Origin of the sequence: Bradyrhizobium denitrificans (assembly GCF_013179005.1) — a bacterium.
GTDB lineage: Bacteria > Pseudomonadota > Alphaproteobacteria > Rhizobiales > Xanthobacteraceae > Bradyrhizobium > Bradyrhizobium denitrificans.
In genome coordinates this window covers 12,643-36,625 of the sequence record NZ_JABFDP010000007.1, presented here as the reverse complement: position 1 = coordinate 36,625, position 23,983 = coordinate 12,643, and the positions used below count along the sequence as shown (strand labels likewise).

Annotated in this window: 19 protein-coding genes and 1 tRNA gene; 8 read left to right on the top strand and 12 right to left on the bottom strand. The window is 65.0% G+C overall.

All coding sequences use genetic code 11. The features are described 5' to 3' along the window. Positions 1-143: 143 nt before the first annotated feature. The 3 genes from HL671_RS08880 to HL671_RS08870 all read right to left on the bottom strand — a co-directional run bounded on the left by HL671_RS08880 (position 144) and on the right by HL671_RS08870 (position 3,637). The gene (locus HL671_RS08880; RefSeq protein WP_172236180.1) at positions 144-2,372 is read right to left on the bottom strand and encodes an O-linked N-acetylglucosamine transferase, SPINDLY family protein; all 2,229 of its coding nucleotides are present in this window, start codon (positions 2,370-2,372) and stop codon (positions 144-146) included. Between the two features lie 214 nt (positions 2,373-2,586). Beyond that, positions 2,587-2,660, bottom strand: a tRNA-Gln gene (locus HL671_RS08875). A 257-nt stretch (positions 2,661-2,917) separates the two neighbouring features. Then, positions 2,918-3,637, bottom strand: coding sequence for a TetR/AcrR family transcriptional regulator (locus HL671_RS08870; protein WP_172236179.1), 720 nt, complete (start codon positions 3,635-3,637; stop codon positions 2,918-2,920). 154 nt (positions 3,638-3,791) lie between these two features. On the opposite strand from HL671_RS08870, the gene HL671_RS08865 reads away from it, so the two are divergent. Next, complete coding sequence (locus HL671_RS08865; RefSeq protein ID WP_172236178.1) at positions 3,792-6,071, top strand: arylsulfatase; 2,280 nt, start codon at positions 3,792-3,794, stop codon at positions 6,069-6,071. 21 nt (positions 6,072-6,092) lie between these two features. Here the strand turns inward: HL671_RS08865 and HL671_RS08860 are convergent, their stop codons facing one another. After that, positions 6,093-9,239 carry an efflux RND transporter permease subunit gene (locus HL671_RS08860; RefSeq protein ID WP_172236177.1) on the bottom strand — a complete coding sequence of 1,049 codons (3,147 nt, stop codon included), beginning with the start codon at positions 9,237-9,239 and terminating at the stop codon, positions 6,093-6,095. Beyond that, the gene (locus HL671_RS08855; RefSeq protein WP_172236176.1) at positions 9,236-10,405 is read right to left on the bottom strand and encodes an efflux RND transporter periplasmic adaptor subunit; all 1,170 of its coding nucleotides are present in this window, start codon (positions 10,403-10,405) and stop codon (positions 9,236-9,238) included. Before HL671_RS08855 ends, HL671_RS08860 begins: the two co-directional genes overlap by 4 nt. 158 nt (positions 10,406-10,563) lie before the next feature. Between HL671_RS08855 and HL671_RS08850 the strand changes: the two genes are divergently transcribed. From HL671_RS08850 to tolA, 7 genes are all read left to right on the top strand, one after another. After that, positions 10,564-11,025, top strand: a complete 462-nt coding sequence (locus HL671_RS08850) for a MarR family winged helix-turn-helix transcriptional regulator (RefSeq protein WP_012043641.1) — start codon at positions 10,564-10,566, stop codon at positions 11,023-11,025. Between the two features lie 400 nt (positions 11,026-11,425). Then, complete coding sequence (locus tag HL671_RS08845) at positions 11,426-11,686, top strand: hypothetical protein (RefSeq protein WP_172236304.1); 261 nt, start codon at positions 11,426-11,428, stop codon at positions 11,684-11,686. A gap of 252 nt (positions 11,687-11,938) precedes the next feature. Then, the gene (locus HL671_RS08840; protein WP_172236175.1) at positions 11,939-14,356 is read left to right on the top strand and encodes a TonB-dependent receptor; all 2,418 of its coding nucleotides are present in this window, start codon (positions 11,939-11,941) and stop codon (positions 14,354-14,356) included. 2 nt (positions 14,357-14,358) lie between these two features. Beyond that, positions 14,359-15,048: a Fe2+-dependent dioxygenase gene (locus HL671_RS08835; protein ID WP_172236174.1), complete on the top strand. Its 690-nt coding sequence runs from the start codon at positions 14,359-14,361 to the stop codon at positions 15,046-15,048. A gap of 11 nt (positions 15,049-15,059) precedes the next feature. After that, positions 15,060-15,968: a tonB-system energizer ExbB gene (gene exbB / locus HL671_RS08830; protein WP_172236173.1), complete on the top strand. Its 909-nt coding sequence runs from the start codon at positions 15,060-15,062 to the stop codon at positions 15,966-15,968. A gap of 6 nt (positions 15,969-15,974) precedes the next feature. Continuing rightward, positions 15,975-16,445: a TonB system transport protein ExbD gene (gene exbD, locus HL671_RS08825; protein ID WP_012043646.1), complete on the top strand. Its 471-nt coding sequence runs from the start codon at positions 15,975-15,977 to the stop codon at positions 16,443-16,445. Positions 16,446-16,462: 17 nt separating this feature from the next. Beyond that, positions 16,463-17,251, top strand: a complete 789-nt coding sequence (tolA, locus tag HL671_RS08820; RefSeq protein WP_041750693.1) for a cell envelope integrity protein TolA — start codon at positions 16,463-16,465, stop codon at positions 17,249-17,251. Between the two features lie 21 nt (positions 17,252-17,272). On the opposite strand, the gene HL671_RS08815 is transcribed toward tolA, so the two are convergent. The 7 genes from HL671_RS08815 to gntR all read right to left on the bottom strand — a co-directional run bounded on the left by HL671_RS08815 (position 17,273) and on the right by gntR (position 23,796). Next, on the bottom strand, positions 17,273-17,677 hold the full coding sequence (locus HL671_RS08815; RefSeq protein ID WP_172236303.1) for a hypothetical protein: 405 nt from the start codon (positions 17,675-17,677) through the stop codon (positions 17,273-17,275). A 58-nt stretch (positions 17,678-17,735) separates the two neighbouring features. Further along, a complete protein-coding gene (locus HL671_RS08810) occupies positions 17,736-18,416 on the bottom strand; it encodes a site-2 protease family protein (protein ID WP_172236172.1) in 681 nt (226 codons plus the stop codon). Positions 18,417-18,470: 54 nt separating this feature from the next. Further along, positions 18,471-18,860 (bottom strand): GFA family protein, encoded by a 390-nt coding sequence (locus HL671_RS08805; protein WP_172236171.1) that lies wholly within the window; start codon positions 18,858-18,860, stop codon positions 18,471-18,473. A 135-nt stretch (positions 18,861-18,995) separates the two neighbouring features. Then, entirely contained in the window at positions 18,996-19,742 is a 747-nt protein-coding gene (locus HL671_RS08800) for an SDR family NAD(P)-dependent oxidoreductase (RefSeq protein ID WP_012043651.1), read from the bottom strand. A 126-nt stretch (positions 19,743-19,868) separates the two neighbouring features. After that, on the bottom strand, positions 19,869-20,603 hold the full coding sequence (locus HL671_RS08795) for an SDR family oxidoreductase (protein WP_172236170.1): 735 nt from the start codon (positions 20,601-20,603) through the stop codon (positions 19,869-19,871). A 119-nt stretch (positions 20,604-20,722) separates the two neighbouring features. Next, positions 20,723-22,546, bottom strand: coding sequence for an IlvD/Edd family dehydratase (locus HL671_RS08790; protein ID WP_172236169.1), 1,824 nt, complete (start codon positions 22,544-22,546; stop codon positions 20,723-20,725). Between the two features lie 179 nt (positions 22,547-22,725). Continuing rightward, positions 22,726-23,796 carry an HTH-type transcriptional regulator GntR gene (gntR, locus tag HL671_RS08785; protein ID WP_172236168.1) on the bottom strand — a complete coding sequence of 357 codons (1,071 nt, stop codon included), beginning with the start codon at positions 23,794-23,796 and terminating at the stop codon, positions 22,726-22,728. Between the last annotated feature and the right edge of the window lie 187 nt (positions 23,797-23,983).

Genomic DNA, 23,983 nt, shown 5'->3' with positions numbered 1-23,983 from the left:
AGCCCGCGAACGCAATACGCGTTTAAGACGAATCTGTCGGATATTTACGCTACACGTGTGTTTGTTGTCTGCAGCTATGCCGTGTATGGGTCTGCGTGTCGCGATGCTCCGCAGTCGCCTTTCGCAGCCAGCGGCTGCAGACGCTAGCGCCTCTGCGCCCTTGCACAATGGTCGTGCCAGAACGTCCGATAGGCCTTCTCGACATGCGCGGTGTAGAGCGCGCTGTTGCCGGCGGCTGAATTCAAAACGATTGCGGGCAGGGCGGCGCGGAGCGCCGCAAGCTCGTCAGGACGGGAGCAGAAGTTCAGCGCGGTTGCGAGATAGCCTTCATCATCGTCGGCGACCCATTCGTCGAGGCCGATCGCCTTGAGGATCGCGCCGCCGGCGCGTGCGGCAGGGCCGCTGCCGAGCTTGGCGACGACGGGCACGCCCATCTGCAGCGACTCCCAGGTCGAGATGCCGCCATTTTGCGGGAACGGATCGAGCGAGATGTCGATCTCGGCGAACATCGCAAGGTGCTCCAGGCGCGTCGTCTTTCCTGCACAAATGACCCGGTCCGCGGCAATGCCGTGAGCGACGAAGCGAGCAATCAATCCGTCGCGCAGCAGGGCATCGCCCATCGAATGGTTCTTGACGACGATCATCGAGCCGGGCGTTGCAGCCATCAGCTTCGACCAGAGTCTTAGCGTAGGCTCAGACAGCTTGTCGATGCGATTGAACGCGCCGAAGGTGACGTGGCCGTTCCGAAGCATGGGCAGCGGCGACGGCGGAATTGGCGGCGGCGGTTCGATCGTGATGAGCGACGGCAGGTCGTAGATCCTTTCGGCAAACAGATGCCGGACCGTGGCCGGGATCACCACCGGATCGGCCAGCAGATAGTCCATGACGGGGAGGCCTGTCCCGGTGACGCTGCCGACGGCGGAGACCTGGATGGGGGCGGGCTTGCGCGCAAACATCGTGAGCCGGTGGCCGGCGGAATGTCCCGAGAGGTCGACGAGGATGTCGACCGTGTCGGCCTGGATCTGATCGGCGAGCCTGTCGTCGCTCCACAGCGAGGCATCGACCCAGCGATCGACCAGCGAGCGGCATAGCTCGGTCTTGGCGTCCTTCATCGGCGAACAGGAATACGCCAGGATTTCGAACTTCGTGCGGTCGTGGTGCTGCAGGATCGGCAGGAAGGCGAGCGCCGCCGAATGGTCGCGGAAATCGGACGAGACGTACCCCACGACAAGCCGCCGGTCCGGGTCGAGATCTCGCTTGCCGAGCGAGCGGCGTTCCAATCGCGAGCCGATCGCCTCCCACCAGTATCGCCGGACTTCCTGGAGATGTTCCACCCCGATATCGGGCATGAAATCCAGCGCAAAGATCTTCTTGGTGATCGCGTCCTCATGGTTCGGTCGGATCGCGAGCGCGCGGTCGTAATGTTCGATGGCCGTGGCGATGTCGCCCTGCATCGCAGAGCAGACGCCGAGCAGAGTCCAGGCGATTTCCGAATTCGGGTTCTGTGCCAGCACCTTGTTGATGACGGAGATCGCCAAAGCGAGATTGCCATTGGCGAGGGTCACCGTGGCCTTGCCGCAAAGTGCGGCGTCCAGCAGCGGTTCGAGGGCGAGTGCGGCGTCGAACTCGGCTTCCGCCTCGGTGAACCTGCCCAGCTCTTGATACACCCGCCCGCGCTGGGCGATCACGGCGGCCGCGTTCGGATTGATCGCCAGCGCCGTATTCAGCGCTGCCAGCGCAGCGTCGAAATCGCGCAGGTACATGCTGGCCACGCCCTTGCCGAACAGGGCCGTCAGCAACCGCGGCTGCAGCGAGAGCGCGCGATCGAAGCTCTCGGCGGCCTCACCGTTGCGGCTCGTGAACATCAGCGCCATGCCGCGATTGGCATGGGCCTCGCCATAATCGGGCTTTAGCGCAATGGCGCGGTCATGCGCCGATATCGCCTCCTCGAAACGGAACAGGTTCATCAGCGTATTGCCGAGATGGGTGAGCGCTGCCGGGAAGTTCGGCCTGAGGGCGATGGCGCGCTCGTATCGGGCGCGGGCCTCCTCGTAGCGGCCGAGCCGGAACAGCGCCAGGCCGAGATCCGACTGGGCTTCGGCCGACCGCGGATCGCTCTCGATTGCGCGCGTCAGGACGAGCACCGCCTCGTCGAAACGGCCGCTGTCGCGTTCGGACACGCCGAGCAGATGCAGGGCGCCGAAATGAGAGGGCAGGTCCTGCAGGATCTGCTGGCACAGCGCCTGAGCTTCCGCCTGTCGGCCTTCCCGATAGGCCTTGATGGCGGCCGGCAACAGTGCGTCCGCCTGCTTCTTGGCCCGTTTTTGGAGCCGTGCGTTCTGAAAGGCCCGCGCCCCGACGCTGCTTTGCAAGTGCCGTCCTCCACACACGCGATCCATTGCTCGCAATGGTTGTTCCATTCTTGCCGATTCGCAATGAGCAGACGTTAACGCGCGGACACGCGCGCTGAACGGCGAATGCGCCAGCGAATAAGCGCGCGAAGGGACGTGCTCGCGCCCGCGTCCCGGATCGTTTCATGTATCGAGAAAGCTGCCGCTCTTCAGCCCGGGGCGGCCGACATCAAACTGGCTGGGGAACCTGGATTCGAACCAAGACAAACAGAGTCAGAGTCTGTTGTGCTACCGTTACACCATTCCCCAACGGAATGCCCAGGAGTTTCAAGCAGTTGCTGAACTGTCTGGCACCGTTCTGCGAGCCGGCCGGCGAAGCATCGCGGCGGCAGCGACGCGTCCTTCTACCCGCATGTCTCAGGCTTTGGCAAGCCGCTGGATGACGGATTTCCAACGCGTTTGACGGCGCGCGGGCCGGTGTCTCCGTGGAGGCGGGGCAGGATGGCATCTGCGGCGGCCACCTGTGCCCGTGGGGACGTTGGGCGCGCCGCGTGAAACACCGCCGCTTATCGAGCGCTTGCGGTCCCGCGCGGCTTGCGCGAGCGGCGCCGGGGCGCGGCGGTGCTCGGGGCGCCCAGCAAAAGGAGCAGGCAGGCGCCGAGCCGCTCCGCGATCTCGTCATCATCGATCGACAGCGGGCCCGGGTCGTTGAGGATGGCATTCACCAAGGTGCCGAGCACGACCTGAATGCCGAAGGCGACGGTCCGCCGTTCCCGGGCCGTCGCCGTGCGTCGGCCCGGGGCGCGCGCGCCATGCAGCAAGGGCAGCAGCACCATGGCGGCCCGCTCCGACAGCGCCTGCGCCAGCTCCTTGAAGCCGGTCCAGTTGTTGGCGCCGCTCTCGCTGCGCATCAGGGCGGCGCGCAGCACGCCCTTGTGGCGGCGCATCCACACCACGATGCCGCGGACGAGCTGCAGGCATTGGTCATCCGCCCCGCCGGGCCCGGGAGGGGCCGGCGGCAGCTTCAGCAACTGCTCCCGTCCGTCGCGCAGGGTGAGCGCGAGCAGCGCGTTGAAATAGGCCTCCTTGCTGTCGAACCGGCTGTAGAAGGCGCCGACGGTGGCGCCGATCTGCACGCAAAGCTCGCTGATCGACAACTCCGCCAGGGTGCGGCTGCACAACAGCTCCGCGCCGGCCGCGAGCAGGGCCTGCGTTGTCTCACGGCTGCGCTGCTGCCGCGACGGCGTGACGCCGGGCAGCTCGATCTGGGCGGTGTGGCGGGGCATACCCCTCTCTCCATCTGGAATAAAAATGATAATCATGGTTATCATCTGAGGCAAGCGCGTCCGTGCCGCTCGGTGCGGGCGTTGCCGACCGATGAAAACCTGAAACACAGCCCGCGACGTGCTGCGGCCGGATGCGGGCGAGGGAGGACGTGGCATGAGTGAGGCAGCATTCGCCGGCGCCATCGGCAGAACCGTCGCGAGCTCCAAACCCTGGTGGCCCGCGCCGCCGCGGCCGCCGGCGGGCGCGCCGAACATCCTTGTGGTGCTGTTCGACGATGTCGGATTCTCCGATTTCGGCTGCTACGGCTCGCCGATCCGCACCCCTGCGATCGACGCGCTGGCCGCGCAGGGGCTGCGTTATTCCGGCTTCCACACCACGGCGATGTGCTCAACGACGCGGGCGGCGCTCCTGACCGGCCGCAATCATCATTCGGTCGGCGTCGGCTGTCTCGCCAATTTCGACTCTGGGTATCCTGGTTATCGCGGCAAGATCGCGCGCGAGGCGGGGACCATCGCCGAGATGCTGCGTGCGCATGCCTATCGCAACTACATGGTCGGCAAGTGGCATGTGACGCCGTTGACCGAGAGCGGCGCGACCGGGCCGTTCGACGGCTGGCCGCTCGGCCGTGGCTTCGACCGCTTCTACGGCTTCCTCGATGCCGAGACCGATCAATATGCGCCGGAGCTCGTGCTCGACAACACGCATATCTCGCCGCCCGGCAGCTTCGCCGACGGCTATCATCTGACCGCCGACCTCATCGACCAGGCCATCCGCTTCATCGCCGACCACACGGCCGATCGGCCTGACCTGCCGTGGCTGACCTGGCTCGCCCTCGGCGCCTGCCACGCGCCGCACCAGGCGCCGCGCGACATCATCGAGAGCTATGATGCGGTCTTCGCGCATGGCTGGGACGTCGAGCGCGCGCAACGCCTGGCGCGGCAGAAGGCGATGGGGCTGGTGCCGGAGACGACGGACCTGCCGCCGCGCAATGACGGCGTGAAGGCCTGGGAGACGCATTCGGACGAGGAGCGGCGCGTCTTCACCCGGCTGCAATCGGCCTTCGCCGGCATGCTCGATCATGCCGACCAGCATCTGGCGCGGTTGCTGGCGTTCCTCGACAGGACCGGCCAACGTGACAACACGCTGGTGATCGTGATGTCCGACAATGGCGCCAGCCAGGAGGGCGGACCGCTCGGCTTCGTCAACGCCATGGGACCGTTCAACTTCAAGCCGGAGCCGATCGCCGAGAAACTCGCCCGCATCGACGACATCGGCGGCCCCGACACCCATTCGAATTTCCCGCATGGCTGGGCGATGGCGTCCAACACGCCGCTCCGGCGCTACAAGCAGAACACCCATGGCGGCGGCATCCGCGATCCCTTCATCCTGTCATGGCCGCAACGCATCGCCGCGCAGGGCGAATTGCGCCATCAATTCGTCCATGCCAGCGACCTGGTGCCGACCCTGCTCGACCTGATCGGCATCGCGGCGCCGGCCACGATCGCAGGCGTGCCGCAGATGCCGCTGGAGGGCGTCAGCTTCGCGGCGTCGATCGCGGATGCGACGGCGCCATCGAAGCCGGTGCCGCAATATTTCGAGATGTTCGGGCATCGCGGCCTCTGGCACGACGGCTGGAAGGCGGTCGCCTTTCATCCCCCGGGCACGCCGTTCGACAGCGACAAATGGGAGCTGTTTCATCTCGCCGAGGATTTCTCCGAGACGCATGATCTCGCCGCCGCCGAGCCGGAGCGGCTCGCGGCGCTGGTCAAGCTGTGGTGGGAGCAGGCGGAGGCGCATCAGGTGCTGCCGCTCGATGACCGCTTCGGCCCGCGTTTCGCCGAGAACGCCGCACGCTTCCACGGCGCGCGCACGCGCTTCGTGTTTCACGCCGGCATGGGCCATGTGCCGACCGACGTCGCACCCGACGTGCGCAGCCGCGACTATCTGATCGAGGCCCATGTCGAGATCGGACCGGAGGGCGCCGAGGGCGTCCTGATCGCGCATGGCGATGCCACATCGGGCTACAGCCTCTACGTCAAGGACGGCCATCTCGTGCACGATCTCAACATCGGCGGCCGGCACGAGATCATCAGCTCGACTCGCGCGGTGCCGGCGGGAGCGCATCGCCTCGGCCTGCGGGTCGAGCGTCTCCGGCGCGAGAGCGAGCCTGCCAAGGGCGCGCGCACCGGCTTCAGCCAATACACCTTGCTGATCGACGGCGAAGAGGTCGGCGCGCTGACGACGCAGCTCGCCTTTCACACGCTGATCTCATGGTCGGGGCTCGACATCGGCCATGACCGCGGCAGCCCGGTGTCAGACTACACGGCGCCGTTCGCGTTCACCGGCCGGCTGTCGCATGTGACCGTTACAATGCAGAACGAGCAGAGCCTGGATGGCGACAGTGTGGGGCGGGCCGAGATGGCGCGGCAATAAGCCCTGGACCGGAGCGGCGGATTATTCCGCCGCTTCCTTGACCGGGCCGGCCGCCGCAGCATCCGGCTCGTGGTCGATATGCGTGCGGCCCCAGCGGGCGAAGGCGTTGTTGACCTTGTCGAGATACAGATAGACGACCGGCGTCGTGAACAGGGTCAGCATCTGGCTGACGATCAGGCCGCCGACCATGGCATAGCCGAGCGGTTGGCGGATCTCCGAGCCGGTGCCGTTGCCGAGCATCAAGGGCACGCCGCCGAGCAGCGCGGCCATCGTCGTCATCATGATCGGGCGGAAGCGGAGCAGGGCGGCCTGGCGGATCGACTGCTCCGGCGGCAGATGCTGGTCGCGCTCGGCGGCGATGGCGAAGTCGACCATCATGATGCCGTTCTTCTTCACGATGCCAATCAGCAGAATGACGCCGATCAGGGCGATCAGGCTGAAATCGTAGCCGAACGCCATCAGGATCGCGAGCGCGCCGACGCCGGCCGAGGGCAGGGTCGACAGGATCGTGATCGGATGGATGTAGCTCTCGTAGAGGATGCCGAGGATCAGATAGACGACAACGAGCGCCGCAAGGATCAGCAGCGGCACGGTCGACAGCGACTGCTGGAAGGCCTGCGCGGTGCCCTGGAAGCTCGAGTTCAGCGTCGAGGGCGCGCCGAGCTCGACCATCGCGCGCTGCACCGCGTCCGTTGCCTGGCCGAGCGCCACGCCCTGGGCGAGATTGAAGCTGATCGTGATCGACGGGAACTGGCCCTGATGGCTGATCGACAGCGGCCTCACCGGCGCGGTGGTCCAGCTGGCGAAGGTCGAGAGCGGCACCTGGTCGCCGGTGGTCGGCGATTTCACATACAGCTTGTTCAGAGTGTCGAGATTGCCCTGCAGCTCCGGCAGGATCTCCAGGATCACGCGGTAGGAGTTGAGCTGGGTGAAGTACTGCGCCACCTGACGCTGCCCGAACGCATCATAGAGCGTATCGTCGATCAGCTGCGGCGTGATGCCGTAGCGTGAGGCGGTGTCGCGGTTGATCGCGAGCTGCACGGTGGTGCCGTCGGCCTGCTGGTCGGTGGCGACGTCGCGCAGTTGCGGCAGCGAGCGCATCTTCTCCAGGATCTTCGGCGCCCATTCGTTGAGCTCAGCGAGGTTCGGGTCCTGCAAGGTGAACTCGAATTGGGTACGGGACGGCCGGCCGCCGAGCCGGATGTCCTGTGCCGCCTGCATATAGAGCCGCGCGCCCTCGACCTTCTCGAGCTGCGGCCGGAGGCGGGCGATGATCTGCTGTGCCGTCGCGTCGCGCTCCTCACGCGGCTTCAGGGTGATGAACATGTTGCCGTTGTTGCCGGCGCGGCCGGAGCCGCCAATGTTCATCGCGAGGCTGGCGACGTCATGATCGGCCATCACGATCTTGGCGAGCGCCTCCTGGCGCGACTGCATCGCCTTGAACGAGATGTCCTGCGAGGCTTCCGAGGTCGCGGTGATCAGACCGACGTCCTGCTGCGGGAAGAAGCCCTTCGGGATCAGGATGAACAAATAGACCGAGAGCCCGAGCGTGGCGAAGAACACCATCAAGGTCGCAAAGCGCCAGCGCAGTGCCAGGTCGAGGCCCTTCTCATAGGCGCGCAGCATCGCGTCGAACGCGGCCTCGCTCCATTGATAGAACTTGCCATGCTGCGCGGCGTGCTCGTTGCGCAGGAAGCGCGAGGCCATCATCGGCGTCAGCGTCAGCGACACGAACATCGAGACGAAGATGGTCATGGCCAGCACGACCGCGAATTCACGGAACAGGCGGCCGATGATGCCGCCCATCAGCAAAAGCGGGATCAGCACCGCGACCAGCGAGATCGAGATCGAGACAATGGTGAAGCCGATCTCCTTGGCGCCCTTGTAGGCGGCCGCCATCGGCGTCTCGCCCTCCTCGACATAGCGCGAGATGTTCTCGAGCATCACGATGGCGTCGTCGACCACGAAGCCGACGGCAATGGTCAGCGCCATCAGCGAGAGATTGTCCAGCGTATAGCCGACGCCCCACATCATGGCGCAGGCGCCGAGCAGCGCCAGCGGCACCGTGATGGTCGGGATCACGGTGGCCCAGAAGCTGCGCAGGAAGATGAAGATCACCATCACGACCAGGAAAATGGTCAGGATCAAGGTGAACTGGACGTCCTCGACCGCGGCGCGGATCGTGGTGGTGCGGTCGGAGATGACATCGATCTTGATCGCCGGCGGGATCGCCGCGACCAGCCGCGGCAGCAGCCCCTTGATGCGGTCGACGGTCTCGATGACGTTCGCGCCGGGTTGCTTGAAGATCACCAGGAACACGCCGCGCTGGCCGTTGGCCCAGGCCGCCTGCTTGGCATCCTCGGCCGCGGACACCGCCTGTCCGATGTCGCGGATCCGCAGCGGGCCGCCATTGCGGTAGGCGATGATGACGTCGTTCCAGTCCTTCGAGTCGGTCAGCTGGTCGTTGGCGTAGATGGTGTAGGCGCGCCGCTCTCCATCGATATTGCCCTTGGGGGCGTCGACCGTGGTGATCGCGATCTGGCTGCGCACGTCCTCGAGCGACAGACCCTTGGCGACCAGCTTGGCCGGGTCGATCTGGATGCGGATCGAGGGCTTCTGCTGACCGCCGATGATGACCTGGGCGACGCCCGAAATCTGGCTGATCTGCTGGGCGAGGCCGGCGTCGACCGCGTCGCTGACAGTGGTCAGCGGCAGCGTCTCCGAGGTCGCCGACAAGAGCAGGATCGGGGAATCAGCCGGATTGACCTTGCGATAGGTCGGTGGCGACGGCAGGTTCTTCGGCAACTGGCCTGAGGCGGCGTTGATCGCGCCCTGGACGTCGTTCGCGGCGCCGTCGATGTTGCGGTTGAGGTCGAACTGGATCGTGATCGCAGCGGTGCCCAGGTAGCTGGTCGAGGTCATCTGGGCGATGCCGGGGATCTGGGCGAACTGCCGCTCCAGCGGCTGGGCGACCGAGGTCGCCATGGTCTCGGGGCTGCCGCCGGGCAAATTGGCCGTGACCTGGATGGTCGGGAAGTCGACCTGCGGCAGCGGCGCGACCGGCAGCAGCGGATAGGCGACGAGGCCAATGAACAGGATGCCCGCCATCAGCAGCGAGGTGCCGATGGGGTATTTGATGAAGGGTGCCGAAATGCCGCCGCCGTTCATTCCTGCCGGACCTTAGCTGGTGCCTGCTCCGAGCTGGCCACCGCAGTGGTCACGACCGAGCCTGGCTGCACTTTGAACTGACCGCCGGTGATCACCTGCTGGCCGGGGGTCAGCCCCTCCTCGATGACCGTGCGGCCATCGATCGACGCGCCGACCTTCACCTTGCGCAGCTCGGCCTTGTTGTCCGGGCTCACCGTGTACGAATACAGCCCGCTGGTGGAATGCTGGACCGCGTCATCGGGGACCACCGTCGCATCCTTGAGCGTCCGCACCAGCAGTCGCGTGGACACCGATTGACCCGGCCACAGCGCGTGGTCCTTGTTGTCGAACACCGCCTTGAGCCGGATCGTTCCACTTGACGTGTCGACCTGGTTGTTCACGACCATCAGCTTGCCCTCGGCGAGCTGCTTCTTGCCGTCGGTGGTGAACGCGATCACCTTCAAGGGCGCGACCTTCTGCGCCTCGTTGATGTAGGGCAGCTCCCCCTCGGGCGCCGTGAAGATCACCGCGATCGGCTCGATCTGCGCGATCGACACGATCCCCGTCTGGCTCGAGGCGTTGACGATGTTGCCGATATCGACCTGGCGCAGGCCGGCGACGCCGGAGATCGGCGCCTTGACCTGGGTGTAGCTGAGCTGGGTCTGGGCATTGGCGATCGCAGCTTCGTCAGCCGAGATCTGGGCGGTGAGCTGCGCCACGGTGGCGCGCTGGGTATCGGTCTGCTGCCGCGTCGCGAACTCGCCGAGCTTGGTGTAGCGCTGCAGATCGAGATTGGCATTGTTGAGATTGGCCTCGTCCTGGGCTCGCTTGGCCTTGGCCTGGTCCAATGCAGCCTGGAACGGCCGCGGATCGATCTCGACCAGCAGATCGCCTTCCTTGACGAGCTGGCCCTCGGTGAACCCGATCTTGTCGATCTGGCCGTCGACGCGGGTGCGGACCTGGACGGTATTGAAACCCTGCACGGTGCCCAGGCCGGTCAGGAACACTGGAAAATCGATCTTCTCGACCGGCGCGGTCGATACCCGAACGGCCGGCGGTCGCGCCGATTTCTGTGCCGATGTCTTCTTCGCCGACTCGGCATCCTGATAGCGTTGCCAGCCATAATAGCCGGCGCCGCCGACGGCCGCGACCAGCAGGATCCAGACGATGGTTCGTGATGTCTTCATGCTGGCCCGTACGCTGAGATGAACATGATAACCGGTCTTTAAAACCAATCCCAGCGGCCCAGATATAGTATGCACGCACTTAATGTGTAAACACACGAGGGCGTGGAGAAACCTAAACAATTCGCAAGCTTTCGAGGGACCCCGAGGACCGCACGGCCATGCCGCTCGACGAAAGACGTCAGCTCGTTACGCAGCTTGTCGAAAGCTCGCGCATTCTGCGCAACTATATTGATCATCGTGCCAAGCAGCGCGGCACGACGCGCGCGCAATGGGTGGTGCTGTTCCGGCTGCGCGCGCAAGAGGGGCTGTCTCAGGTCGATCTTGCGGATGTGCTGGAGCTGCAGCCGATTTCGCTCGTGCGCCTCTTGGACCGTCTGGTCGAGCAGGGGCTCCTGGAACGGCGTCACGATCCCAAGGATCGGCGTGCGAATCGCGTCTATCTGACCGCGGCCGGCCGCAAGCTCGTCGACGATCTCGACGGTCTGCGCGATGCCATTGCGGCGGACGTGCTGCACGGCATCCCCGACGAGGCCGTCGCGACCAGCCTCGCCACGTTGCGAGAGCTCAAGGAGCGGATCAAACTGCTCTCGGACATCGGCGCGGGAGCCGCCGCCAAATAGCTGAGTTGCGCCGGCCTTCCTGATCTTGAGTTGCCGCGTACCGCAAAAACATCCTGTGTGCGAAGCGCGCTTTGGCCTGATGAGGCGCCGGCATCCGACCGGCCTCGCGCTCCTCCGTTCGGGCCAGACTGGCTGCCACCATGCGATCGCTGATCCCCGGCGGACACCCGGCGTCGGAGATCCGCACCCGGCCGCCCGTCTTGCGCTGTGTCTGCCGTCGCCCTTGCGCGCCTCCGACCTATTATCGCCGTCTTGTCCCGCCCGATGGGAGCTGATTAGAAGCGGAACGCTCCGGCGGCCGTCGCGGCGCCGTGGGGACAGATTTCAACCAGAGCAGGGCTTGCGTCGTCCGGACATCCGACGATGCACCATGCAACGACAATCGGATGTGGAGCTGACGATGGAAGAGTTGAACGGGAAGATGCTCGCGTGCCAGATCCTGGTCACCGGGCTGATCGCGCGGGTTGCCAACGAGCAGCGCGATCCCCTGCGCTTTCTCACCGATTTCCGCGACGAGATCAGGGCCGTCGTCAAGGGCGTGCGGATCGCGGGCATCGATGATTCCGAGCGCGTGCGCCACATCGCGGTGCAGACCGTCGACGAGCTGTTCTCGCTGATGAAGCCGCCGAGCAGTGACGACTCGGCGGGACCTGCGAGCTGAGGCGCTGACATCCGCGATCAGAGATTCTCCGACAGCGCGAGTCCCCTCGCGCTGTTTTAGAACGATTTCAAGTTACGCCCTGTTGTTAGTTTGGCTTTTTAGAATTGTTTTGATCTGGAACTATTCAAGGCCAGATTGGGGCTCCTCAAATTGACCCTCTGAAACGCGCCCGATACCAACGACACATTGTCGCAACGCGAATGATCCGCGTTCGCGATGTGAATGAAGAAATTTGGGGCGCGTGAAAACAACATGGGACAGGTGAGAGCACCGCGTTCGCTGCGGGCAGGCGCAGCGTTGAAGTTCATTGACGGACGGGGAGAGGGGCCGTTCGTCACCAAAGTATCGGCCGTCGCTGGATTGATGGCGGTGGCGTCGGTGTCGTCGGCCGAGGCGCAGCCTGCATCCGATCTGCCGCCGGTCAATGTCGATGCGCCGATCGCGCGCGCCAAGCCGACCGCCTCCAAGCCGACCGCCGAGCAGGTCCGCGCGCGCAATGCCCTGCGCCGCGCGGCGCGTCAGCAGGGCGCGCAGCAGGCGGCCGTGGCGTTCCCGAACGCCGGCGGGCTCGCCGCGCCCGATGCCAACCCCTATGCGGACGCGGCCGAGCCCTACAAGGTCAACCGCGTCCAGGCGTCGGGCAAGTTTCCCGAACCGCTCCTCAACACGCCGAAGACCATCACGGTGATGAGCAAGGAAGTTCTGCAGGACAAGCACGTTACCGCGCTGAAGGAGATCGGCCGTTCGACGGCCGGCGTCACGCTCGGCTCGGGCGAGGGCGGCAACGCATTCGGCGACCGCTTCTTCATCCGTGGTTTCGATGCCCGCAATGACGTCTTCATCGACGGCATCCGCGATCCCGCAGTGTCGATCCGCGAGAACTTCTTCACCGAGCAGATCGAGATCCTGCGCGGCCCGGCCTCGTCCTATGCCGGACGCGGCACCGCCGGCGGCGCCATCAACATCGTCACCAAGCAGGCCGGCGACACCAACTTCAAGCGGATGGATACCGAGTTCGGCACCGACCAGCAGAAGCGGGTGACGCTGGATGTCAACCAGACGATCTCGCCGACCTTCTCGGTGCGCACCGGCGGGCTGTTCCAGGACTCCAACGTCGCGGGCCGCAACTACGTCACCGATGATCGCTGGGGCGCCTTCCTCTCGACCAAGTGGACCCCGATCGACGATCTCAAGATCACGACGAACTACGTCCACACCGATCTTTCCGGTTATCCCGATTTCGGCGTGCCCTATTACAAGCAGGGCAATGTGCCGGTGACCTCGGCCGGCATTCCGCGCGGTACATGGTACGGCTTCCTCAACCGCGACTTCCAGACGGCGCGGCAGGATTTCGGCACGGCCGCGGCCGAGTACAAGATCAACGAGGCGATCACTCTCACGAGCAAGTTCCGCGGCGAGCACTCGCTGCTCAACTATATCGGCACGCTGCCACAGAACCCGAACACGACCAGCCCGAACCCGCTGCTCTGGACGACGACGGCGAGCGCGCAGAGCCGCTATCAGACCGTCGACGTCTGGGCCAACCAGAACGACGCGACGTTCAAGCTCGATACCGGCGGCGTCAAGCACACCGCGGTGCTCGGCACCGAGTTCTCCAACGAGAACATCTCGATTGATCGCTACACCGGCCTGTCGTCCGAATTGTTCGGCGGCGGCTCGACCAGCACGGGTGCGGTCACCGGCGTCAACGTCTATTCGCCGCAGTACACCAACATCCCGTTCAGCATCACGCCGTCGCTGGTCGGCAATCCCACCCGGTACGGGGTCAACACCAACAGTGTCTATGTGATGGACACGGCGAACTGGCGGGACACGCTCATCCTGAACGGCGGCGTACGCTATGACGGCTACAACATGAGCTCGTCGACCAATTCGCCGAAATACCTCAAGATGAATGCCGATCTGGTCAACTACAATGTCGGCCTGGTCTACAAGCCGATGCCGATCGGCAGCATCTATGCGGCCTATGCGACCTCGGCCAATCCGTTCGGCTCCGAGCTCGACGCCACCGGCACCGATTATGGCGGTGTGCCGGCCAATACCGCGATCCTGCTCGGGCCGGAGCGCAACAAGGCGGCCGAGCTCGGTACCAAATGGGAGCTCGTCGATCGTCATCTGCTGGTCTCGGCGGCGCTGTTCCAGACCACCAAGGACAATGCCCGCGAGACCGTCAACGGCCTGCTCACCTCGGGCGCGGCCTACCGTATCCAGGGCATCGACATCGAGGCGGAAGGCAAGCTTACCGATCGCTGGAGCATCTTCGGCGGCCTGGTGCTGATGCAGTCGAAGGTCACGCAGAGCGGCGTCGCCTCGAATATCGGCCTGCAACTCGCCAACATCGCGCACCAGTCCTTCAGCATGCTATCGAAATACAAGCTCGACAGCGGCTGGGAGATCGGCGGCCAGGCGGTCTACCGCTCCAAGGTCTATGGCGGCACCTTCGCGGCCAACACTGGCAACGAGTTGCCGAGCTACTGGCGCTTCGACGCCTTCGTCGAGAAGCAGATCGACAAGAACTGGACGATGAAGCTCTACGCGCAGAACCTGACCAACAAGCTGTATTACGACACGCTGTATCGGAGCGCGGTGCCGTTCGTCGCCGTCGCGCCGGGCCGCGCCTTCTACATCATCACGACTGCGAAGTTCTGATCATGCTGATCTGCATCCCCGACGTTCTGTCCAAGGACGAGGTCGCCGAGTTCCGCCGCATCATGGATGCGGCGGAGTGGGAGGACGGCCGGTCGACCGCCGGGGCGCAATCGGCCATGGTCAAGCGCAACGAGCAGTTGCCGCCCGACGGCGAGGCGGCGCGGATGCTGGGCCAGCGCATCATCACTGCGCTGATCAGGAATCCGCGCTTCCTCTCGGCGGCGGTCCCGCTGCAGATCTTTCCGCCCTTGTTCAATCGCTATACCGCCTCGCGCGGCGACCATTTCGGCATCCATGTCGACAATGCCGTGCGCGGCGATCCGTTGACGGGGCTGCGCATCCGCACCGACCTGTCAATGACCTTGTTCCTGGCCGAGCCCGACACCTATGACGGTGGCGAACTCGTGATCGAGGACACTTACGGCTCGCACGAAGTCAAGTTGCCGGCCGGGCACGCGGTGCTGTATCCGTCATCGAGCCTTCACATGGTCACGCCGGTGACGCGCGGCGCCCGGGTCGCCTCTTTTTTCTGGATGCAGAGCATGATACGGGATGCCCACGTCCGGAGCATGATCTTCGATCTGGACACGGCGATCCAGAGTTTGACGGAACGCCTCGGGAGGGACGATCCCGATGCGGTCAAGCTCACCGGCATCTACCACAATCTGATCCGGCAATGGGCCGAGGTTTAGCGGGCCGAGATATGATGACATCGTTCCTCGTTAGGTTTGCAATCGTCCTGTCATTTCTGACTGTGTCAGCGGTGGCGCCCGCGGGCGCCCAGCCTCTGGCGGCATCGACCGATGTGTCTGTCCAGGCGCCGACCACGCCACAGCCTGCCGCGATGCAGGCGGCCACGGCGCCGTCCGCCACGGCGGTGACCGGCGAGGGCGCACGGGGTGGTAAGGCGATTGCCACCGGTCTCGACGAGTTGTCGCCCTGGGGCATGTTCCTCAAGGCCGACATTGTCGTCAAAGCGGTCATGATCGCGCTGGCGCTGGCGTCGGTCGCGAGTTGGACCATCCTGATCGCGAAAAGCATCGAGTTCTCCGTCTTGCGCCGCAAGCTCGGCGGCGCCCTGCGCAAGCTCACGGCGGCGAAGTCGCTGGCCGAGGCGCAGCTTGCGCTTGGCAATGGCAGGAACGTCGCCGCGGTGCTGCTTCAGGCGGCACTGACCGAGGCGCGTCTGTCGGCCGGGCTCGGCAGCGACGAGGGCATCAAGGAGCGGGCGGCCTCGAGCTTCGCCGAGATCGTCCGCGCCGAGGGGCGGCGGGTGCGCACCGGCATGGGTCTGCTCGCGACGGTCGGTGCGATCTCGCCCTTCGTCGGTCTGTTCGGCACCGTCTGGGGCATCATGAACAGCTTCATCGGCATTTCCAAATCGCAGACCACCAACCTCGCGGTGGTCGCGCCGGGCATTGCCGAGGCGCTGCTGGCGACCGCGATCGGCCTTGCCGCCGCGATCCCCGCCGTCATCATCTACAATCACTTTTCGCGCGTCACGAAGGGCTATCTCGAGCTGGTGAGCCGCGCCTCGGGCGCTGCCGGCCGGCTGTTGTCGCGCGATCTCGATCGCAGCCACATCAGCGTCCACGCGCGTGCGGCGGAGTAGCAGGCGATGGCCGTCTCGCTCTCCGAAGGCGATCTCGACGACGATTTCGACGAGACCCACGACATCAACGTGACGCCGTTCATCGACGTCATCCTGGTGCTGCTCATCATCTTCATGGTGGCGGCGCCACTGTCGACCGTCGATCTGCCGATCGACCTGCCGTCGTCGAGCGCGCAGCCGCAGAAGAAGCCGGACAAGCCGACTTATGTGTCGATCAAGCCGGATCTGGGCCTTGCGATCGGAGAAAATCTCGTCAAGCGGGTCGATCTCGTGCGTGAGCTCGATGCGATGCCGGAGGCGAGCAAGGACCGTCCGATCTTCCTGCGCGCCGACAAGCAGGTGCCCTATGGCGAACTGATGGGGGTGCTGGAGCTGCTGCGGGCCGGCGGCTACACCAAGATCAAGCTGGTGGCCTTGGAAGCGCCGCCGGCCGCGGCGACCGGACTGCCGGCCGCGACACCGCCCGCCCAGCCGTGAGGATCGAGACGGCAGCCATGAGCGATCTCGACACCGGACATGCCAGCTCGAGCCGCCTGTGGCTGCTTGCGACCGTCGCCGCCGTGGCGCTGCATCTCGGCGGAGCCGCGCTGGCGCTCACCAGTTTCAAGAACGACGAGGATGCGGGCGGCCTGGGCGCGGCGGGCGCGGAGGTCATCGACATCGACATGGGCTCGCCGAAGGTCGACAACGACGAGGTGCCGGTCGGACAGGACGCTCCGTTACAGAACGCCGCTCCGGAGATGCAGGAGCAGAAGGCCGAGGTCGAGCAGACCGACCTGCCGAAGGACGTGCCGACCACGACCGAGGAGGCGGACCGCGAGGTCACAACCTCCGACGTGAAGAAGCCGACCGAGGAGCAGAAGGTCGCGACAGTCCAGACCCAAGCGTCTGAAGCGCAGGAGTCTTCGCAGGAAAGTGCGCGCAAGTCGCTCGACGATAAGGCGCCGGAGTCCGAGAAGACCAAGGCGCCCAATGTCGGTATTGGCAAGGACCGCGACAAGCTGACGGCGAATTGGGGCCGCAAGATCAGCGCCTATTTCGAGCTGCACAAGAAGTATCCTGCCGGAAGGAAGAGCGCGGCGCAGCTCAAGCTCTCGGTCCTGCTCAATCGGCTGGGTCGTGTCGTGACCGTCGATGTGAAGGAATCGTCCGGGGATGCCGAGTTCGATCAGGCGGCCATCGCGATGGTTCGTCGGTCCGACCCCGTGCCGCGTCCGCCGGCCGGGCTGACCGACGACGAATTTGCATTCACCTTGCCGGTGAAGTTCAATCCGCCGAAATGAGCTGGCCGGCTCGGCCGGCTGCTACGGCCAGTACAGTTTGATCCCGACAAACAGCACGCAGAGCGCGATGAAGATCAGCGCCACCGGCATCTTTCGCGGCGCGGACCGACCGGTCTGCGCCGTCTTTGGCTTGGGCGGGAGCCTGCGGAAGGCGGTCACGTTGTCGGTGACGGGCTCGGCCTTGACCGGCTTCACCTCCGGCGGCGCGCCGCCGCCGCCCATCTCGGCATAATAGGCCTTGTACATCTCGCGGATGGTGGCCTCGGTCGCCTCGTGCTCCGACATCTCGTTGAGGCGAGTCTTGTAGCTCGCCAGGAATTCCTGCGCGGCCGGCGGCAGGCCGGAGGCGCCGTTCAGCTTGGCGATCATCTTCCAGGTCGCGAAATCGGCGCGGGCGCGCGTGTCGGCACGGCGCGCAATCATCATGTCAGCGGCTTTGACCAAGACTGCCTCGGAGCTCGTTTACCATCCCTGATGCGGAGACTTATGCATTGCCCGTCAATAACAGAAGCAGCTGCTTGAGAGAATCGGTCGTGGCGCGGAGCAGCCCTGACACAAGATCAAGATTAAGACCGAACTGGGAGCCCGCGAGCGGCAGCAGGATCAGAAAACCGATCAGAATCAGCATGCCATAGGGTTCCAGGCGGGCAAACGGGCGCGCCAGCACCGCTGGCAGCAGGCCGACCGCCACCCGGCCGCCGTCGAGCGGCGGTATCGGCAGCATATTGAAAACCGCGAGCAGGATGTTGAACGAAAAGGCATTGAGCAGATTATGGGCAACCCATTGCGCGCCAGCCGCCGGGACCAGCGGCAGCACGTGGAATGCCAGCGCCGCGGCCAGCGCCAGCGCGATATTGGTCGCCGGGCCGGCCAGCGCGACCATGACCATGCCGGCGCGCAGCGGCTGAAGATTGCGGAAATTGACCGGGACCGGCTTGGCGTAGCCGAACAGGAAGGGGGAGCCGGAGAGCAACAGCATCCCTGGCAGCAGGATCGTCCCGAACGGATCGATGTGCTTCAGCGGGTTGAAGCTGACGCGACCGAGTCGCAATGCGGTCTCGTCGCCGAAGCGCCAGGCCACGAAGGCGTGGGCGGCCTCATGAAAGGTGATGGCGACGATGATCGGCAGGATCCAGACGGAGACGCCGTAAAAGGAGATGTTCAATGAGAGGGTTCCGGAGGGACTTTTCCCTTAAATAGGGATTGCGGTTCCCCGATGCTACGCAGGATTCTTCGGAAATTGCGGCAGGCCGTCATTGAGCGAGACCCAGCCGATCTTGGCCGATACCCAGATGTGCTCCGTGGGCGCGAAGACATTGGGATCGTCGAAGCAGGCCAGCGCGACCCCGACCACCGGGCGGGTGTTGCGCCAGGAGAACAGCCGGGTGCCGCAACGCGGGCAGAACATCCGGTCGAGCGCGTCGGAGGAGGGGAAGCGCGCGGCTTCGCCCTGGATCGTCAGCGCATCATGGGTAAACAGCGCGCGGGCGAAGAAGGGCGATCCCATCGCCTTCTGGCAGTTGCGGCAGTGGCAGACGCGCACATTGATCGGCTCGCCCTCGCAGGCAAAGCGCACCGCTCCGCAGAGGCAGCCGCCGTAACGGATCATCGTCAGAGCATCCTCTTACACCAGTCCCTGGACGCCCGCGTCGTCCGAGCGCGAGGCGCCGGCCGCAGCGAACGAGCCTTCGGACCACGATCTTCGGAAAGCCGCCTCCCACGGATCCGGATCATGCCCGTGGCTCTAATACGTCGCCCGCCCGCCGGAAATGTCGAACACGGCGCCGGTCGAGAACGAGCACTCGTCCGAGGCGAGCCACGCCACCAGCGCCGCGAGCTCTTCGACCAGGACGAACCGGCCCTTCGGAATCTTGGACAGCATGAAATTGATGTGCGCTTCGGTCATCTGGTCGAAGATCGCCGTCTTCGCCGCGGCCGGCGTCACCGCGTTCACCGTGATGTTTTGCTGCGCCAGCTCCTTGCCGAGCGACTTGGTCAGCGCGATCAGTCCCGCTTTCGACGCCGAATAATGCGCGGCGTTCGGGTTGCCTTCCTTGCCGGCGATCGAGGCGATGTTGACGATGCGGCCATAGCCCTGCTTCAGCATGACCGGCACGATCGCCTTGGCGCAAATGAAGGGGCCGTCGAGATTGATGCGCAGCACCTTGCGCCATTCCTCGAGGTCAGTCTCCCATACCGTCTTGTTGACCCCGGCGATGCCGGCATTGTTGACCAGGATGTCGATGGTGCCGAACGCGGCCAGCGTGGCGTCGCGGGCCTTCTCCACCGCTGCTGGATCAGTGACGTCGACCTGCAGCGCCAGCACCTCGGGGCCGATCTCCTTCGCCGTCTTTTCGGCCAGCGCGATATCATGGTCCCAGATCGCGACCTTGGCGCCGGACGCCTTGAAGCGCTCGGTGATCGCGCGACCGAATCCCTGGGCGCCGCCGGTGACGACGGCGCAGCGATGGGCGAGGTCGATGTGGTTCATCGTTAGACTCCCGTTTTACTCCTCATGGTCAGGAGCGCGTGAGCGTGTCTCGAACCATGAGGCCCCGAGGCATCCGGGGCTCATCCTTCGAGATGCCGCTGCGCGGCTCCTCAGGATGAGGAGAAGCTACAACGTCCAGCCGCCGTCGATCGTATGCGCCACGCCGGTCGTGAACGCGCTCTCGTCACTGGCGAGATAGACTGCGAGATGCGCGATCTCCTCGGCGGTGCCGAGCCGGCCCATCGGCTGGCGCGAGATGAACATCTCAAGCCCGTTCGGCCCGGCCGACGCGGCGCGACCGAGCATCGATGGCGTTTCGATCGTGCCCGGGCAGATGCAGTTGCAGCGGATCTTCTTGGCCACGAAATCCGCAGCGACCGAGCGCGTCAATGCCGCAACGGCGGCCTTGGTCGCGCCATAGACGTAGCGGTTCGGTGCCGCCTTGAACACACCGGCGGCGGAGGCGATGTTGACGATGGCTCCGCCGCCCTGGTCGAGCATCTTCGGCAGGAAGGCGCGGATGGTGCGATGCATCGACTTGACGTTCAGGTCGAAGGAGAAGTCCCAGTCATCGTCGGAGCAGTCGAGAATGGTGCCGTTGTGCACGAAGCCGGCGGCATTGAGCAGGATCTCGACCTTGCCGACCCGATCGGCCATCGCATTGACCGCGGCCGTGCTGCGAACGTCGAGCGTCGCCACCTCGGCGATGCCCTCGCTCTTCAGCGTCGCAAGACCGTTCTCGTCGATGTCGGTGGCGAACACGGTCGCGCCTTGCCGCGCGAACGCAATCGCACAGGCGCGGCCAATGCCGGCGGCAGCGGCGGTGACGAAGGCGCGTTTGCCCTTGAGGCGGTCGGACATGGGATCTCCCTGAGATGGCTTGGTGTCTCGGCGTCATTGCGAGGAGCGAAGCGACGAGGCAATCCAGAGTCTTTTACGCCCTGGATTGCGTCGCTCCGCTCGCAATGACTGTGGTTCGTTCAATGATTATGCCGTGCCACGCCGACAGTGCCAGCGATATTCTGATACCGCGTGGCGAGCTCCATGCAGGCACCGGTGGCCTGCTGGCCCACGGTGTTGCGATAAAGCTCCTGCCACGGCGTCTGATTGGCGGGATACGGGAAGCCGCCCTTGGCCTTCAACTCGGCGTGGCGCTTCGCAACCTCCTCGTCGGAGATCAGGATGTTGGCCGAGCCCCTGTTGAGGTCGATACGCACCTTGTCGCCGGTCCTGAGGATGGCGAGCCCGCCATCGGCGGCTGCTTCCGGCGAGGCGTTGAGGATCGAGGGCGAGCCCGAGGTGCCGGACTGCCGGCCGTCGCCGATGCAGGGCAGGGACAGGATCCCGCGTTTGATCAGCGCGGCCGGTGGCTGCATGTTCACCACCTCGGCGCCGCCGGGATAGCCGATCGGGCCGGCGCCGCGGATGAACAGAACGCAGTGCTCGTCGATGGCGAGCGCGGGATCGTCGATGCGGTCGTGGTAGTCCTCCGGCCCCTCGAACACGATGGCGCGGCCTTCGAAGGCATTCGGGTCCTTCGGGTTGCTGAGATAGCGGTCGCGGAATTCCTTGGAGATCACGCTGGTCTTCATGATCGCGGAATCGAACAGATTGCCGCGCAGCACCAGGAAGCCGGCGTCCTTCACCAGCGGCTTGTCGTAGGACCAGATCACGTCATTGTCCGGCTTCGGCGCCGCGCGGCAATTGTCGCCCATGCTGCGGCCGTTGACGGTGATGACGTCCTCATGGATGCGCTTGTGCCGCATCAACTCGCCGATCACGGCCGGCACGCCGCCGGCGCGGTGGAATTCCTCGCCGAGATAGAAGCCGGCCGGCTGCATGTTGACCAGCAGCGGCACGTCGTGGCCGACCTTCTGCCAGTCGTCGATATCGAGCTCGACGCCGACATGGCGCGCCAGCGCGTTGATGTGGATCGGCGCATTGGTCGAGCCACCGATCGCGGAGTTCGCCACGATGCAGTTCTCGAACGCCTTGCGGGTGAGGATGTCCGACGGCTTCAGATCTTCCCAGACCATGTCGACGATGCGCTTGCCCGTCTCATAGGCGATCTGGCCGCGCTCGCGATACGGCGCGGGGATCGCGGCGCAGCCGGGCAGGGACATGCCGAGCGCCTCGGCGAGCGCGTTCATGGTCGAGGCGGTGCCCATGGTGTTGCAGTGGCCGACCGACGGCGCCGACGACGCCACGATCTGCATGAACTCCTCATAGTCGATCTCGCCGGCGGCGAGCCGCTCGCGCGATTTCCAGACCACGGTGCCGGAGCCGGTGCGCTGGCCCTCGTGCCAGCCATTCAGCATCGGCCCGCCCGACAGCACGATCGCGGGGATGTTCACGGTCGCCGCCGCCATCAGGCAGGCGGGCGTCGTCTTGTCGCAGCCGGTGGTCAGCACCACGCCATCGAGCGGATAGCCGAACAGGATTTCCACAAGTCCGAGATAAGCGAGGTTGCGGTCGAGTGCCGCCGTCGGCCGCTTGCCGGTCTCCTGGATCGGGTGTGTCGGAAACTCCATCGCGATGCCGCCGGCTTCGCGGATGCCTTCGCGCACGCGATGCGCCAATTCGATGTGGTGGCGGTTGCAGGGCGACAGGTCGTTGCCCGTCTGGGCAATGCCGATGATCGGCTTGCCCGATTGCAGCTCGGCACGGGTCAAGCCGAAATTGAGATAGCGCTCGAGATACAGCGCCGTCATGCCCGGATTGTGCGGATCGTTGAACCAGGCCTGCGAGCGCAGCTTGCGGCCCTTGTCAGCGCCGTTGCCGGCATGTCCGTTGGATTTTGTCATTCGTTTCCTCCCGCAGTGCAACGTGGCGACGCCGGCTTGGCTCATGTGCGCCCCGTCGCATGGATGGTGCTCAGCGCGCGCCCCGGTCAGGGTGCAATCGGCCGGTGTCGAGATCGCCTACGTCTTTCGTTCAAGTCGTTGTCGCTCGTCGTGGTTCTAGTTCAGCCTTTTTGGTTGCGCTACCATTTTGTTCCTGAGACGCGATCTGCCGCCGGTGCGACGGCGTGGCGCTGCTGCGAGCTCTGCCGCTCCATGACCTCGAAGCCGAGATCGACGACGCGCTCGGCGACCGGGCGGCCCTCGATCTCGTCCATGATCATGGTCGCGGCCCGCAGACCCATCTCGTAGCGATTGGTCCTGACGCTGGTCAGCGTCGGAACCGCCGAGGCCATGAACTCCATGTCGTTGAAGCCGACGATGGCGATCTGCTCGGGCACCGCGATGTGCCGGCGCTGGCATTCGAAAAGGACGCCGAGCGCAAGATCGTCATTGGCGCAGAACACGGCATCCACGTCCGGTGCCCTCAGCATGAGATCCGAGAACAGGCTGCCGCCCATGGTCGTCGAGGTCGGCACCGCCGTTGTGACGATCAGTCGCGGATCGAACAGGCCAGCGCTCTTCATCGCGTTCTGATAGCCCTGCAGGCGGCGCTGCACCCTTGGGTCCATGCGTGCGCCGAGAAAGCCGATGCGGCGGCAGCCCTGGGCGAGAAGGTGGGAAATCGCGGCGAAACAGGCGTCCACATGGGAGAAACCGATCATCATGTCGATCGGATCGGGGCCGAGCTCCATGATCTGCACCACCGGGCAGTCGGCCGCCTGCACGATGGCGCGGCCTTCGGCCGTCTGGTCGACGCCAGTGACGATCATGCCCGCCGGCTTCTGCATCAGGAACAGCCGCAGCAGGCGCTCCTCCTGCAGCACGCTGTAACGGGTGTTGGCCAGCTGGATGCTGTAGCGGCTGCCTTCGAAGGCGTCGTAGATGCCGCGCAGCACGTCGGAGAACACGTTGTTGGTGAGCGACGGTATCAGCACGCCGATCACTTCGGTGCGCTGCGACGCGAGCGCGCGCGCGGCGAGGTTGGGAACGTAGCCGAGATCCTTGGCGGCGCTCTCGATGCGCAATCGGCGTCCGGGCGAGACGGTGTCGGGATTACGGAAGAAGCGCGACACCGTGATCGGGCTGACGCCCGCCAGTGCCGCAACCTCGGTCAGCCGGACTTTGCCCGGCTTGATATGTTTCCGTCCCATCCGTCGCTCATAGCATAGGCGGTCTGGTACACAAGCGATATTGACAGCGCTATCACGTGGTTGCTAAGCGAAGCATTGCGAAAGAGAATTAAACTGCCGACAATGCGTGCTGAGCTGTCGTCCCGTCACACAGCCTGAACGATCAAAAGACTACATAACGATAAGCGGTCAGATCAATCGGCCGCAA